The 14,575-nt window shown below is 71.1% G+C and carries 14 protein-coding genes; 13 read left to right on the forward strand and 1 reads right to left on the reverse strand.

Features of this window, described 5'->3' with window-relative positions; all coding sequences use genetic code 11:
- Positions 1 to 199: 199 nt before the first annotated feature.
- Positions 200 to 1,045, reverse strand: coding sequence for a FadR/GntR family transcriptional regulator (locus V6S66_RS01540; protein WP_334205017.1), 846 nt, complete (start codon positions 1,043 to 1,045; stop codon positions 200 to 202).
- A gap of 189 nt (positions 1,046 to 1,234) precedes the next feature.
- On the opposite strand from V6S66_RS01540, the gene V6S66_RS01545 reads away from it, so the two are divergent.
- From V6S66_RS01545 to V6S66_RS01605, 13 genes are read left to right on the forward strand one after another with little or no spacing between them, the layout of a single operon-like run.
- Positions 1,235 to 2,572: a CaiB/BaiF CoA transferase family protein gene (locus V6S66_RS01545; RefSeq protein WP_334205018.1), complete on the forward strand. Its 1,338-nt coding sequence runs from the start codon at positions 1,235 to 1,237 to the stop codon at positions 2,570 to 2,572.
- The gene (locus V6S66_RS01550; protein ID WP_334205019.1) at positions 2,572 to 3,753 is read left to right on the forward strand and encodes a CoA transferase; all 1,182 of its coding nucleotides are present in this window, start codon (positions 2,572 to 2,574) and stop codon (positions 3,751 to 3,753) included. The genes V6S66_RS01545 and V6S66_RS01550 overlap by 1 nt, the downstream gene beginning before the upstream one ends.
- Complete coding sequence (locus V6S66_RS01555) at positions 3,746 to 4,939, forward strand: thiolase C-terminal domain-containing protein (RefSeq protein ID WP_334205020.1); 1,194 nt, start codon at positions 3,746 to 3,748, stop codon at positions 4,937 to 4,939. The genes V6S66_RS01550 and V6S66_RS01555 overlap by 8 nt, the downstream gene beginning before the upstream one ends.
- Positions 4,936 to 5,364 carry a Zn-ribbon domain-containing OB-fold protein gene (locus V6S66_RS01560; protein ID WP_334205021.1) on the forward strand — a complete coding sequence of 143 codons (429 nt, stop codon included), beginning with the start codon at positions 4,936 to 4,938 and terminating at the stop codon, positions 5,362 to 5,364. The genes V6S66_RS01555 and V6S66_RS01560 overlap by 4 nt, the downstream gene beginning before the upstream one ends.
- The gene (locus V6S66_RS01565) at positions 5,361 to 5,786 is read left to right on the forward strand and encodes a Zn-ribbon domain-containing OB-fold protein (RefSeq protein ID WP_334205022.1); all 426 of its coding nucleotides are present in this window, start codon (positions 5,361 to 5,363) and stop codon (positions 5,784 to 5,786) included. Before V6S66_RS01560 ends, V6S66_RS01565 begins: the two co-directional genes overlap by 4 nt.
- Positions 5,783 to 6,931: a thiolase family protein gene (locus V6S66_RS01570; RefSeq protein ID WP_334205023.1), complete on the forward strand. Its 1,149-nt coding sequence runs from the start codon at positions 5,783 to 5,785 to the stop codon at positions 6,929 to 6,931. The genes V6S66_RS01565 and V6S66_RS01570 overlap by 4 nt, the downstream gene beginning before the upstream one ends.
- 33 nt (positions 6,932 to 6,964) lie before the next feature.
- Entirely contained in the window at positions 6,965 to 8,272 is a 1,308-nt protein-coding gene (locus tag V6S66_RS01575) for an acyl-CoA dehydrogenase family protein (RefSeq protein ID WP_334205024.1), read from the forward strand.
- Complete coding sequence (locus tag V6S66_RS01580; RefSeq protein ID WP_334205025.1) at positions 8,269 to 9,369, forward strand: phosphotransferase family protein; 1,101 nt, start codon at positions 8,269 to 8,271, stop codon at positions 9,367 to 9,369. Before V6S66_RS01575 ends, V6S66_RS01580 begins: the two co-directional genes overlap by 4 nt.
- A complete protein-coding gene (locus V6S66_RS01585) occupies positions 9,366 to 9,659 on the forward strand; it encodes a hypothetical protein (protein WP_334205026.1) in 294 nt (97 codons plus the stop codon). Before V6S66_RS01580 ends, V6S66_RS01585 begins: the two co-directional genes overlap by 4 nt.
- A 6-nt stretch (positions 9,660 to 9,665) precedes the next feature.
- Positions 9,666 to 11,171: a class I adenylate-forming enzyme family protein gene (locus V6S66_RS01590; protein WP_334205027.1), complete on the forward strand. Its 1,506-nt coding sequence runs from the start codon at positions 9,666 to 9,668 to the stop codon at positions 11,169 to 11,171.
- A complete protein-coding gene (locus V6S66_RS01595) occupies positions 11,168 to 12,247 on the forward strand; it encodes an acyl-CoA dehydrogenase family protein (RefSeq protein ID WP_334205028.1) in 1,080 nt (359 codons plus the stop codon). Before V6S66_RS01590 ends, V6S66_RS01595 begins: the two co-directional genes overlap by 4 nt.
- Positions 12,248 to 12,285: 38 nt before the next feature.
- On the forward strand, positions 12,286 to 13,776 hold the full coding sequence (locus V6S66_RS01600) for an aldehyde dehydrogenase family protein (protein WP_334205029.1): 1,491 nt from the start codon (positions 12,286 to 12,288) through the stop codon (positions 13,774 to 13,776).
- A gap of 40 nt (positions 13,777 to 13,816) precedes the next feature.
- Positions 13,817 to 14,572 (forward strand): SDR family NAD(P)-dependent oxidoreductase, encoded by a 756-nt coding sequence (locus V6S66_RS01605; RefSeq protein WP_334205030.1) that lies wholly within the window; start codon positions 13,817 to 13,819, stop codon positions 14,570 to 14,572.
- Positions 14,573 to 14,575 lie beyond the last annotated feature (3 nt).

The following is a 14,575-nucleotide window of genomic DNA, read 5'->3' on the forward strand; positions in this document are numbered from 1 at the left end:
GCTCTCGTCAAGAGAACATCATGAGAAATTCCAATAATCATGATGAGCAACACCGGACCGTCGGTATAGCGCAGCGGCCGCACGGACGGTCATGGGAACGGCCACATGGCCGGTATCGCAGGCGTTGGGCGCCGGGTCTCGGGCGTGAGGGCGGTGCGGACACTCGGGCCGACGCCCGGGCCGGCGACCGCGGATGGGCCTAGAGGCGCCAGTCGATGCGGCGAGCGCCGGCTTCCGGGTCGCGCTCGAGGTAGGTGTTGCTGACCTCGAGGATGTGCTCGGTCATGAGCTTGCGGGCCTTGCTGGGGCGCCCGTCGAGGATCGCCTGCGCGAGGTCGGCGTGCGAGTGGGTCAGCATCTCGCGATCGGTCACGGGGTCGACCGACTGCAGGACCTGCTCGGCCACGATGTGGGTCACCGACTGGGTCACCAGGGTCAGCACCCGGTTGCCCGAGAGGGCCGCGATGAGCGAGTGGAAGTTGTTGAAGTCGTCGAACAGCTCGACCTCGACGTGCGACTCGGGGTCGTACTGGATGAACGGGGCGAAGACGTCGCGCTTGGCGCTGCTCGACGGGAGCTTGGCCACGCGCTCGGCGAGCATGGGCTCGAGCGCGGCCCACGTGTCGAGCAGCTCGGCGTAGGTCGCGCCGCTCAGGTTGAAGTAGAGCGACGAGGTGCGTGCCAGGTAGCCGGAGTTGAGGGGTGCGACGAACGGACCGCCGCCGGGACCCCGCTTGATGTCGACGATGCCCTGGATCTCGAGCAGGCGCAGTGCCTCGCGCAGCGACTCGCGGCTGACCTCGTACCGCACGAGCATCTCGGGCTCGGTCAGGAGCCGGTCACCCACCCCGACGCTTCCCTCGAGGATGTCGTCGACGATGCGGGCGGCGGTCGCCTCGGCCGCCTTCGGGGCGCGGCGGCGCGCGTTCTGGGTGTCGGCCGCAGCGAAGCCGCGGGGCCGGTAGATGATCGGCAGTCCGTGCGGTGCGCCGTCGTCCGGGCCGTCGGTCGGGGCTCCGGCGACGTCCGGGCGGCGTGCGCTCATGGGAGCACACTCTGACACCTTCGCCGCGACGTTACAACGACCGATCGCCTGTGGTGCCGGGCAATCTTCCCGTCCGAGGGCCGAGTTAGTCATGAGATTTGGGGGTACGTGGCCGTCGCTGCGCCCGGGACGAGCGACCGTCGACGGGGAGCCCTTGACTAAGTTCATCATGAGGAATAATCTGCGAGAGTGACGCAGAACACCTTTTCCGGAAGCCCCGCGAACGAGGCGACCACGCCGGTCGCCGACCCGTCCCGCGGCCCCCGGCCGCGCTCCGGCCCTCTCGCAGGCGTCAAGATCGCCGACTTCTGCTGGATGGGGGTCGGCGCCGTCGCCACCCGCCTGCTGGCCGACTTCGGCGCCGACGTGATCAAGATCGAGAACCGCAAGCGCCTCGACACCCCGCGCCGCCTCCCGATCTACAAGGGCGAGGTGCGGTCCTACGGTGCCGAGGAGGCGAACCCCGACCCCAACAAGGGCGGGCTGTTCAACAACTACTCGCGCAACAAGCTCGGCGTCACGGTCGACATGGGCGATCCCCGCGGCCGTGAGCTCGTGCACGACCTCATCGAGCACTGCGGGATCGTCACCGAGAACTTCGCCCCGGGCGTCATGGAGAAGTGGAACCTCACCTACCCGGAGCTCCGCGAGATCCGCGACGACGTGATCTTCGCCCGCATGAGCGGGTACGGCCACTCCGGTCCGCAGGCGCACTACCGCAGCTACGGCCCCGTCGTGCAGGCCGTCAGCGGCCTGTCGTTCAACAGCGGCCTGCCCGGACGCGAGCCGTCGGGCTGGGGCCTGTCGTACATGGACAACCAGGCGGCCTACTACAACTCGGCCGGCCTGATGCTCGCCATCTACCAGCGCATGCTGACCGGCCAGGGAACCGAGGTCGACGTGTCGGCCGTGGAGGCCGGCATCGGCCTGCTCGGCTCGGACCTGCTCGACACCGTCGTGAACGATCGCCCCAGCCGCCGGCCCGACTACCCGCGCGGCAACCGGCTCGAGCACCCCGATGCGGCCCCGCACGGCGTCTATCCCGCGTCGGGCGAGGACCAGTGGATCGCGATCGCCGTCTTCTCCGACGACGACTGGAAGTCGCTCCAGGTCGCGATGGGCGATCCGGCGTGGGCCGGCGAGCCGCGCTTCGCGACCGCCGCCGACCGGGTCGCGCACCACGACGAGCTCGACGTCCTGCTGGCCGGCTGGACGCGCGACCAGGGCAAACACGACCTGATGGAGAAGCTGCAGCGCGCGGGCATCGCGGCCGGAGCAGTCCAGAACGCCCAGGACCTGGCCGAGCACGACCCCCAGATCGCGGCACGCGGCACGTTCTTCGAGCTGGACCACCCCGTGATCGGCCCGGCCCTCTTCGAGGGATTCCCCGGACAGCTCGGCACCTCCCGTCCTGACCACTGGCGCTCGGCGCCCCTGCTCGGCGAGGACAACGACTTCGTCTTCGGCGAGCTTCTGGGGCGCGACGCCGACACGTTGGCCCAGCTCGCGGCCGAAGGAGTGATCTGATGGCTTCCGCCCAGCTGCTCGGCGGCTCCAGCCCCGTCCAGCACCTCACCGTCGTGGAGCTCGCACAGACCCCGGCCGGCGAGCAGACCGGCAAGTTCGTCGCCGACCTCGGCGCGCGCGTCGTCAAGGTCGAGCCGCCGGGAGGCGTCGCCAGCCGTCACGTCGGGCCGTTCGTGCGCGGCCAGGAGGACGTCGACCACAGCCTGGAGTTCTGGACCTACAACTCCAGCAAGTCCAGCCAGGTCGTCGACGCGACGCAGGTCGAGGACCGTGCGGCCTTCGCGGCCCTGCTGGCCGAGGCGCAGATCCTCGTGGTCGAGGACCGCGCGTGGCTGAGCGAGCTGGGGGTCGACCTCGACGAGCTGCTCGAGCAGCGTCCCGACCTCATCGTCGTCGCCGTGACGCCGTTCGGCCTGACGGGCCCGTGGCAGGACTACCGCACGAGCGACCTGGTGGCCCTGGCCGCCGGTGGGCTGCTCAACAGCTGCGGGTACGACGATCACTCGATCCCGCCGATCCGACCCGGTGGCAACCAGGGGTTCCAGCTCGGCGCGAGCTTCAGCTGGTGCGCCCTCCTGCTGGCGCTCATCGAGCGTCAGCGCACGGGGCTGGGCCAGCTCGTCGACATCTCGCTCCACGAGTCCAACGCGGTCAGCTGTGAGCTCGCGAACCCGTACTGGTTCTACCCGAAGGCCATCGTGCAGCGGCAGACCTGCCGGCACGCCCAGCCCGAGCCGACCCAGTCGGCGCTGTTCGAGTGCGGCGACGGGAACTACGTCTACTTCGCCCTGATCCTCTCCGAGCAGAAGGCCTGGTCGACGCTGCTGGCCTGGATGGTCGACCTCGACATGGCCGCGGACCTCACCGACCCGGCCTACCAGGACATCGCCTACCGGCAGCAGGAGTTCAGCCACGTGCAGGAGCTCATCGAGGTCTTCTGCCTCGTGCAGGACGCCGACACGGTCTACCACGAGGGACAGCGCCGCGGCCTGCCGATCGGACGCCTCAACGCCTTCGAGGACCTGCCGAACGACGTGCACCTGCAGGAGCGGGGATTCTTCGTCGACCTGCCGACGCCCGAGGGCGATGCCGTGACCTACCCCGGTCTGCCGTACCGCTTCTCGTCGTTCGAGACCACGCCGGGCCGACCGCCGAGCCTGGGGGAGGGCGACCATGAGTGACGCGACCTGGAAGCCCGGCGCCTGCTCGATCGTGGGCATCGGCGCGACCGACTTCTCCAAGGCGTCCGGCCGTTCGCCCCTGACCCTCGCGGCCCAGGCGAGCCGCGCGGCCCTGGCCGACGCGGGCATCGACCCGCGCCAGGTCGACGGCATCGTGCGCTGCGACATGGACCTCGTCTCGGCGCCGGCCCTGGCCGACTCGCTCGGCGTCGCCGACCTCACGTACTGGGGCGAGGCCGGGCCCGGTGGCTCCGGTCCTGCCGCGATGGTCGGACAGGCCGTCGCGGCCGTCCAGGCCGGGCTCGCGACGACCGTCGTGGTGTTCCGCTCGCTCAACGGGCGCTCCGGCAACCGCTACGGCCTGGTCGGCGAGCGCGGCGCGACCGGCGGCGACGGCAGCTACGAGGAGTTCTTCCTCCCCTACGGCATGCAGACCGCGGGCCAGTTCTTCGCGGTCGCCGCACGGCGCTACGCGCACGAGCACGGCCTCTCGATCGACGGGCTCGCGCACGGGCTGGGCTCGATCGCGCTCGCCAGCCGCGCCCACGCCAACCGCAACCCGGACGCACAGTTCTTCCAGCGCACCATGACGCGCGACGACTACCTCGCCTCGCGCATGCTGGCCGACCCGTTGCGGCTGTTCGACTTCTGCCTCGAGTCCGACGGCGCGGCCGCCGTCGTCGTCACCACGACGGAGCGGGCCCGCGACCTGGCCGGGTCGGCCGTGCCGATCCTCTCGGTCGCCCAGGGCACGGGCCACGGCGTCCAGCCCGGGCAGATGTTCCCCGCGCTGCTGCGCCCGTCGATCACGTCGTGGCCCTCCGCGGCCGCCGCGCCCACCCTGTTCGGCCGGGCCGGCATCTCCGCGGGCGACGTCGACGTCGCCCAGGTCTACGACTGCTTCACGATCACGGTGCTGATCCAGCTCGAGGACTACGGCTTCGTGGCCCCCGGCCAGGCGGCCCACCTCGCGGAGTCCGACCTGTCGGTCGGCGGTCTCCTGCCGCTCAACACGAGTGGCGGCCATCTCTCCGAGGCGTACATCCATGGCATGAACCACGTCCTGGAGGGGGTCCGCCAGGTCCGCGGCACCTCCACGAACCAGGTCGAGGGCGCCGAGATCAGCTTCGTCACCTCGGCGCCGCCCCCCGGCGCCAGTGCCCTCGTCCTGGGAGCAGACCGATGACCGACCCGCAGGCAGCACCTCTCCTCCCCGTCACCGACGACGTCGACACCGGCGAGTTCTTCGCCGCGGCGGCGCGCGGTGAGCTGGCGATCCGCGTGTGCGGGGAGTGCCGCGTCGACCTGCACCTGCCCCGCGAGAACTGCCCGCGGTGCGGCGCGTTCACCCGCGAGTGGCGCACCGTCGGCCCCACCGGGACGCTCTACAGCTGGACCGTGGTCGAGCACCAGGTCCACCCGGCCTACCCCGTGCCCTACACCGTCGTGCTCGTCGAGCTCGACGACGCGAAGGACGTGCGCCTGCTCGGCCGCATCGACGGGCGGCCCGCCCTCGAGATCGGCCAGCCCATGCAGGCGTGGTTCGAGCAGATCGGTGACGTGACGCTGCCCCAGTGGCGCCCCACCTCGTCCCAGGAGGAGAACGCATGACCGCGACCATCACATGGGTCGATCCATCCCTCGTCATCGACCCGACCGCGAGCGACGTGCAGCTCGCCGGCGCGCGGTGCACCGCGTGCGGCACCACGATGTTCCCGTTCCTGGGCGGCTGCCCGAAGTGCGGCGGCAGCGACATGGAGCGCGTCGCCCTCCCCACCACCGGCACCCTGTGGTCGTACACCGTGCAGTACTTCGAGCCCAAGGCCCCGTACCGCGGTCTCGAGCCGTTCGAGCCCTTCGGCGTCGGCTACGTCGACCTCGGTGACGTCTGCGTCGAGACCCGGCTCACGGTCAACGACCCGGCGGCGCTCTCGCTCAACATGCCCATGCGACTCGTGACCATCACGGCGTTCCTCGACGGCGACCAGCCCGTCCAGACCTTCGCCTTCGCCCCCCAGGAGGACAAGTCATGAGCTCGGACGTCGCGATCGTCGGCATCGGGATCCACCCGTTCGGCCGCACCGAGGGCGTGAGCGGACGCGCCCAGGGCGCCTTCGCCGCCCGTCAGGCCCTGGCCGACGCCGGCGTGCAGTGGTCCGACATCCAGTTCGCCTACGGCGGCAGCGCGGCGGCCGGCGACGCCGACTCCCTCGTCTCGGAGCTCGGGCTCACCGGCATGCCGTTCATCAACGTCAGCAACGGCTGCGGCACGGGCGGCTCCGCGCTGATCTCGGCCCGCAGCGCCCTGCTGTCGGGCCAGTACGACCTCGGCATGGTCGTCGGGTTCGACAAGCACCCGCGGGGTGCGTTCGCCGCGAAGCCCTCCAGCCTCGGCATCGGCGACTGGTACGGCGAGACCGGGATGATGATCACGACGCAGTTCTTCGCCCAGAAGATCGTGCGCTACATGGAGCAGCACGACATCGGCGAGGAGACGCTCGCCGCCGTCGCGGAGAAGTCGTTCTCCCTCGGTGCCGCCAACCCGAACGCCTGGCGTCGCACGCCGATGTCGCGCCAGCAGATCCTGGACGCACCGATGGTCAACCACCCGCTGACGCAGTACATGTTCTGCTCGCCCGGCGAGGGCGGCGTCGCCCTCGTGCTGGCGCGCGGCGAGGTGGCCCACCAGTACAGCGCCAACCCGATCTACCTGCGCTCGGCGGAGTTCCGCTCGCGCCGCTTCGGCTCGTTCGAGGTCTTCAGCCCGTGGACGACGCCCGAGACGCTGTCCGGCCCGACCGCCGACTCCGCCGAGGCCGCGTTCGCGTCGGCCGGCATCGGCCCGGACGAGATCGACGTCGCCCAGATCCAGGACACCGAGTCCGGTGCCGAGATCATGCACATGGCCGAGACCGGCCTGTGCGCGCACGGCGACCAGGAGAAGCTGATCCTCGGCGGCGAGACCCGCCCCGACGGCTCGCTGCCGATCAACACCGACGGCGGCGTGATCGCCAACGGGGAGCCGATCGGGGCCACCGGGCTCCGTCAGGTCTTCGAGTCGGTGCTGCAGCTCCGGGGCGACGCGGGCGACCGCCAGGTGCCCGGCAACCCCAAGACCGGCTTCACGCACGTGTACGGCGCACCCGGCATCAGCGCCTGCACCGTGCTGAGCCGCTGACGACTTCATCGACCACTACACCCAGGAGACGACATGACGTGGGGATTCGAGACCGACGCGGAGTACCAGAAGGACCTGGACTGGGCCGAGGAGCTCGTCCGGACCGAGATCGAGCCGCTCGACCAGATCGTCGAGCACGCGTGGGACGTGAACGACCCCGTGCGCAACGCCCTGATCCGACCCCTGCAGGAGAAGGTCCGCGAGCGCAACCTCTGGGCCTGCCACCTCGGACCGGAGCTCGGCGGCCAGGGCTACGGCCAGCTCAAGCTCGCGCTGCTCAACGAGGTGCTGGGTCACACGCACGCCGGCCCCGTCGTCTTCGGCAACCACGCGCCGGACTCGGGCAACGGTGAGATCCTCGCGCACTACGGCACCCCGGAGCTCAAGGAGCGCTACCTCAAGCCGCTCATCGACAACGAGATCGCCTCCTGCTACTCGATGACCGAGCCGCAGGGCGGGTCCGACCCGACCGCGTTCGTGACCCGCGCGTTCGACGACGGGGACAGCTGGGTCCTGTCGGGCCAGAAGTGGTTCTCCTCGCACGCCCGCTTCTCGAGCTTCTTCATCGTCATGGCGGTCACCGACCCTGAGGCCGACCGCCACCGTCGGGCCTCGATGTTCGTGGTGCCGGCCGACACCCCCGGCATCGAGATCATCCGCAACGTCGGCGTCTACGGCCACGACGAGGTCGAGGGCACGCACGCCTACGTGCAGTACAACGACGTGCGCATCCCGAAGGACCACATCCTCGGCAACCGCGGCGAGGGTTTCGCCGTGGCGCAGACCCGCCTCGGCGGCGGGCGCATCCACCACGCGATGCGCACCGTCGGACTCGTGCGCGAGTCGATCGACATGATGCTCGAGCGCTCCGTGTCGCGCCGCAGCGGCGAGGGCACGCTGGCCGATCGGCAGCTCGTCAAGACGATGATCGCCGACTCGTGGATCCAGTACCAGCAGTTCCGCCTGCTCGTGCTGCAGACCGCGTGGAAGATCGATCAGTACCAGGACTACCGCAAGGTCATCGCCGACATCTCGGCCGTCAAGGCCGCGATGCCCAAGGTGCTCAGCGATGTCGTCGGCCGGGCCATCCAGCTGCATGGCTCGCTCGGCATCTCGACCGAGCTGCCCCTGGGGCAGTGGTCGGCGGAGGCCCACCACATGGCCCTCGCCGACGGTGCGACCGAGCTGCACCAGCTGCAGGTCGCCAAGCAGCTGCTCCGGGGCGCCACGCCGGCCCCGGGCCTGTTCCCGACCCGCCACAAGATCGCCCTGCGTGAGGCCGCCGAGCTCAAGTTCGGTGACCGGCTCGCCTCGCTCGACGACCTGGTCGGTGCTGAATGAGTGAGACCACGACGAGCGCCGAGGCCACGACCGAGACCGCTCCGGTCCGGGCGGGCGAGGAGCTCGACTGGCCGAAGCTCGAGGCGTACCTGCGCGAGCACGTCGACGGCCTCGAGGGTGAGTTCTCGGTGCTGCAGTTCCCGCGCGGCTCGGCCAACCTGACCTACCAGGTCACGATCGGCGACACCCGTCTCGTGGTGCGCCGTCCTCCCTTCGGGCAGGTCGCGCCGGGCGCGCACGACATGGTGCGCGAGTACCGCGTGCTGTCGAAGCTCCACGCGCAGTTCGACCGTGCCCCGAGGGCGCTGGCCCTCTGCGAGGACGTCGACGTCATCGGCGCGCCGTTCCTCGTCTCGGAGTACCGCTCCGGCGTCGTGATCTGGAACGAGATCCCGGAGACGATGGCGCACCACGCGGACGCGGGCCGGGCCGTCGGCCTCGCCGTCGCGGAGGCCCTGGCCGACCTGCACGACGTCGACCCCGAGGCCGTCGGCCTCGCCGACCTCGGGCGCCCGGAGGGCTACCTCGAGCGCCAGGTCGGCGGCTGGCTCAAGCGCTGGGCCGCCGTGGCCGAGGACGGCAAGGAGGTCGTCGCCGAGGTCGGCGAGCGCCTGCGCGAGCTGCTCCCGGACCGTGCCTCGGGCGCGATCATCCACAACGACTTCAAGATCGACAACTGCCAGTTCGCCGTCGACGATCCCGATCGGGTGGCCTCGGTCTTCGACTGGGACATGGCCACGCTCGGCGACCCGCTGGCCGATCTCGGCACGCTGCTCAACTACTGGCCCGAGGAAGGCGCGCAGGGCGCGATCGCGCTCCCGGGGATCGAGAAGCTCGGGCTGCCGTCGAAGGCCGAGCTGGTCGAGCGCTACGCCCAGCGGCGTGGTCTTGACCTGACGCGCGAGGACCTGCTCTGGTACGAGGCCCTCGGCTGCTGGAAGACGGCCATCATCATGCAACAGCTGTACATGCGATGGGTCCGTGGCGAGTCCACCGATCCCCGCATGGGGGAGCGCGGTGGACCCGTCGCCTCCCTGGCTCGACGAGCACTGGACTTGCTGGACGGCGTCCAGCCCCACGGAAGGAACGTGTCATGAAGGTCGGACAGCGACTCAGGAGCGCCGTGTGCGCGACCAACGTGGTCGTCGTGCGGGCCGCCGACGTCACCCTCGCCTGCGGCGGGGCCGAGGTCGTCGAGAAGCTCGAGGGTGATCCCTCGGGCGACGTGGCCCCCGGCCACGACGGCGGAACCCAGCTCGGCAAGCGCTACACCCACGCGGCATCCGGCCTCGAGGTCATGTGCGTCGCCGGTGGCGACGGCTCGCTCTCGGTCGACGGCGAGATCCTCGAGCTCAAGGCGGCCAAGTCGCTGCCGGCATCGGACTGACGTGCCGTGAGCATCCTGATGCTGCTGACGATGGCGGTCGAGCTCGATCACGACCGCGTCGCCGTGACCTCGGGCGACGAGCACCTCACGTACGGCGACCTGCTCGAGCGCTCGCTCGCGGTGGGCGAGCTGCTCCGCGGTGACGGCGCCGAGCACGTGGGCCTGCTCGACCTGAACACGGCGGCGTTCCCCGTGGCCCTGTTCGGTGCCGCGGCCGCGGGTGTCCCGCTCGCGCCGCTCAACTACCGCCTGGCCGACGACCGGCTGACCGAGGCGGTCGGCCGCCTGAGCCCGATCGCCCTCTTCCGCGGCGAGGGCGTCGCGAGCGTCGTCGACGTCGGCGACCGCGACGTGGTCCGCGCGACGCGCGACCTGCTGACCGCCACGCGCGCCCCGGGCGCGGACGTCGAGCCCGAGCTGGTCGACAGCGAGTCCCCGGCGGTGCTGCTGTTCACGAGCGGCACGACGGGCACCCCGAAGATCGCGGTGCTGCGGCACCGCCACCTGTTCTCGTACGTCATGTCGACCGTCGAGTTCGGTCACGCCGGACCCGAGGAGGCCATCATGGTCTCGGTCCCGAACTACCACATCGCCGGCATCAGCTCGGTCCTCGGATCGATCTTCGGCGGCCGCCGCATCGTGCAGCTGCCGAGCTTCACGCCCGAGTCCTGGGTGGCCACGGCGGCGCGCGAGCGCGTGACCCACGCGATGGTCGTGCCCACGATGCTGGGCCGGATCCTCGACGTGCTCGAGGCGACGGGCGAGACCCTCCCGGCCCTGCGCCACCTGTCGTACGGCGGTGGCCGGATGCCGGTCGAGGTCGTCGAGCGCGCCGTGCGGATGCTGCCGCACGTCGACTTCGTCAACGCCTACGGACTGACCGAGACCAGCTCGACCGTCACGATCCTCGGCCCCGACGACCACCGCGACGCGATGGCCAGCGAGGACCCCGCCGTGCGGCGGCGCCTCGGGTCGGTCGGGCGTCCCGTGCCCAGCATCGAGCTGGAGGTCCGGGCCGCCGACGGCACCGTGGTCCCGGCGGGCGAGATCGGTGAGGTGTACGTCCGCGGCGAGCAGGTCTCCGGCGAGTACACGTCGCACTCCGTCGTCGACGCCGACGGCTGGTACGCCACGCGCGACCAGGGTCACCAGGACCACGACGGCTTCCTGTACCTGCGCGGGCGGGCCGACGACGTCATCGTGCGCGGTGGCGAGAACATCTCCCCCGAGGAGGTCGAGGACGTGCTGACGGCCCACCCCCGGGTCCGGGCCGCAGCGGTCGTCGGGGTCCCCGACGTCGAGTGGGGTGAGCGCGTCGAGGCCGTGGTGGTGATCGACGGCGAGCTCGACGACCTCGAGTCCGAGCTCGTTGCGCGGGTGCGCGCCGAGCTGCGCTCGACCCGGGTGCCGGTGGCCTTCCACATCCGTGACGAGCTGCCGTTCAACGAGACGGGCAAGCTGCTGCGCCGTGCCGTGCGCGCCGAGCTGTCCGAGAAGGCTGGTGTCGCATGATCAGTGTCGAGAGCCCCGAGATCGGCGACGTCCGGTCGGTCGCGTCGGACTTCTTCGACCGCCACCGGGTGGTCCTGGACGACGACGACTCCCCCCGGTACGACCGTGCCGCGTGGGTGCGGGCGTGCCAGGACCTCGGGGTGAGCGCGATCCTCGAGCCCGAGGACGACGGCGGCCTCGACGGCGGCGCCGCGATGCTCGCCGCGGTGCTGGTGGAGGCCGGCCGCACGCTCAGCCCACTGCCCGTGCTGAGCTCGGCCGTCCGCGCCCAGACCGCACTCCGCCTGATCGCGACGACGGACGCTCGCGACGAGCTCCTGCCCCAGCTGCTGACGGGATCGGTCGTCGCGACGCTGGCTCCGTGGAGCCGGGCGATCGAGGCCAGCCCCGCCAGTGGCCCCGCCACGGAGGGGGGCGACTGGACGCTGTCGGGCTCGGCGAGCCGGGTCCTCGACGGCGTCGGCGCCGACCTGCTGCTCGTGCTGGCGCCGGTCGACGACGCGATCGGCCTGTTCGCGATCGAGGGCGACGTCGTGCGCGAGGCCCAGGAGGCGATCGACGTCACGCGCCAGTTCGCGAGGATCACGCTCGACGCCGCGCCCGCGCGGCTGCTCGGCACGGCCGACCCGGCGGTGCTGGCCACGCTCGACCACTGGACGACGCTCGCGCTGACGGCCGACCAGGTGGGCGGCGCCGCGGCGTGCCTCGCCATGACGGTCGCGTACCTGAACACCCGCGTGCAGTTCGGCCGCGTGATCGGCTCGTTCCAGTCGCTCAAGCACCAGTGCGCCGACCTGGCGCTGCGCGTCGACGAGGCACGCTCGGCCCTCGCCCACCTGGTGTGGGCGCTCGACGAGTCGCCGGACCACGTCGTCGAGGCGTCCGCCATCGCGGCCGTCGCCGCGTCGACGGCCTACACGACCTGCGCCGAGGAGACCGTGCACCTGCACGGCGGCATCGGCTTCACCTGGGAGCACGACGCGCACCGTCACGTGCGACGCGCCCTCACCGACCGGTCGGCCTTCGGCTCCGTGCGCGCCGCGCGCGAGGCCGTCCTGGCGTCCCGCGGAATCTGACCGCCCACCATCCGACGTTTCCCTCGAGAGGAATCCCCATGACCACCGAGCTGTCCCCCACCCTGTCCCACGTGTCCGCGCCGACCATGAGCTACTTCACGGACAAGTTCTTCGGCCACGTGATCGACGGGGAGGTCGTGGAGTCGATCGAGGGCGGCACGATGCCCGTCATCGATCCCTCGACCGGCATCCAGGTCGCCACGGCCGCCAGCGGCACCGCCGCCGACGTCGACCGCGTGGTCGCGAGCTCGCGCCGCGCCTTCGACGACGGCGTGTGGCGCAACCTCTCGCCGCTGGAAAAGGAGGCCCGCCTCCACAGCTTCTCGCGGACGATCGACCAGCACCGCACGATCTTCGGTGACCTCGACGCGGTCGACGCCGGCCTGCTCCGCACCTACACCTCCTTCATCGAGGACTTCGGCGTCAACGCCACGGCCTACTTCGCCGGGTGGCCGACCAAGCTGCAGGGCTCGATCCCGCCCGTGCCCGCCGGCATGAACGTGCAGCACCGTCGCCTGCCGCGTGGCGTGGTCGCCGCGATCGTGCCGTGGAACGGCCCGAGCGCCGTCGTCGCGATGGCTGCCGCCGCGCTGGCCGCCGGCAACTGCATGATCCTGAAGGCCGCCGAGAACACCCCGATGAGCGCCGTGCTGATGGCGGAGCTCGCGGTCGAGGCGGGCATCCCGCCGGGCGTCTTCAACGTCCTGCAGGGCACGGGCCAGGCCGTCGGGTCGGCGCTGGTCGAGCACCCGGGCACGGACTTCATCTCGTTCACCGGCTCGGCGGCCACGGGCCGCGCGATCCAGATCGCCGCGGCCAAGACCCTGACCCCGGTCGCGCTCGAGCTGGGCGGCAAGAGCCCCTTCATCGTGTTCGACGACGTCGACATCGCCTCGACGGCGGCGGCCGCCACGGCCGCGGTGTGGAGCGGGTCGGGCCAGATCTGCACGGCCGGGTCGCGCGTCCTGGTCCAGCGGTCCATCCACGACGAGTTCGTGGCCGCGATGGTCGACGCCAGCCGCTCGGTCAAGGTCGGCAACGTCTTCGACCCCGAGTCGACGCTCGGCCCGCTCGTCTCGCAGACCCAGCTCGACCGCGTGGCCAGCTACGTCGACCTCGGCCGGTCCGAGGGCGTCGAGGTCGCGCTCAACGGTGGTCTGACCGGTGACGGCGGCTTCTTCCACGAGCCCGTCATCTTCACCGAGGTGCGCAACGACATGCGGATCGCACAGGAGGAGATCTTCGGCCCGGTCATGTCGGTCATCCCGTTCGACGACGAGGCCGACGCGCTGCGCATCGGCAACGACATCGACTACGGCCTCGCCGCCGGCGTCTTCACCAACGACCTCGGCCGCAGCCAGCGGATGATCGAGGGCCTCGACGTCGGCACCGTGTGGGTCAACACCTACCAGGCCGGCTACCCGACCGTCTCGTACGGCGGCGTCAAGCAGTCGGGCTACGGCCGCACGCTCGGCGAGGAGATGGTGCACGAGCTGACGCACATCAAGAGCGTCTGGATCGCGTCCTGAGCCTCGGCCCGACCCCCACCACGACCACAGGAGACTGATCATGTCGAACGTCCTCGAGGGCAAGATCGCCCTCGTCACCGGCGCCACGCGCGGCCTCGGCCGGGCGATCGCCCAGGGCCTGGCCGAGGCCGGCGCGACCGTCGTCGTGTCGAGCCGGAAGGCCGACGCCTGCGAGGCCACGGCCCGCGAGATCACCGAGTCGACCGGCGTCCGCACGCTCGCCCTCCCCCTGCACGTGGGGGACTGGGACGCCATCGCGCCGGCCCTGGCCCGCGTCGAGTCCGAGCTGGGCACCCTCGACGTCCTCGTCAACAACGCGGGCATCGCCCCGCAGTCCCCCTCGCTGCTCGAGCTGGGCGAGGGGCTCTACGAGAAGACGATGGAGGTCAACCTCAAGGGGCCGTTCCGCCTCATGGCGGTCGCCGGTGAGCAGATGGTCCGCGGCGGTGGCGGCTCGATCGTCAACATCTCCAGCATCGGCTCGCAACGACCCGGCCCGAGCGAGGCCGTCTACACCGCGGCCAAGGCCGGACTCAACGCCCTGACGATGTCGTTCGCGCAGGAGTACGCCCCCACCGTGCGGGTCAACTGCATCATGCCCGGCGCCTTCGCGACCGACATGGCTGCGGGTTGGGACGAGGCGTTCATCAGTGCGGTCACCGACCGTCTGCCGGCGGAACGACTCGGGCTGCCGGCGGAGCTCGCCGGCATGGTGGTCCACCTGGCGAGCGATGCCAGCAGCTACACCACCGGGGCCGTGATCCCGATCGACGGAGGCCGCCTCGCGGTGTACTGACCA

The organism is Aeromicrobium sp. Sec7.5, from assembly GCF_036867135.1.
Taxonomy (GTDB): domain Bacteria; phylum Actinomycetota; class Actinomycetes; order Propionibacteriales; family Nocardioidaceae; genus Aeromicrobium.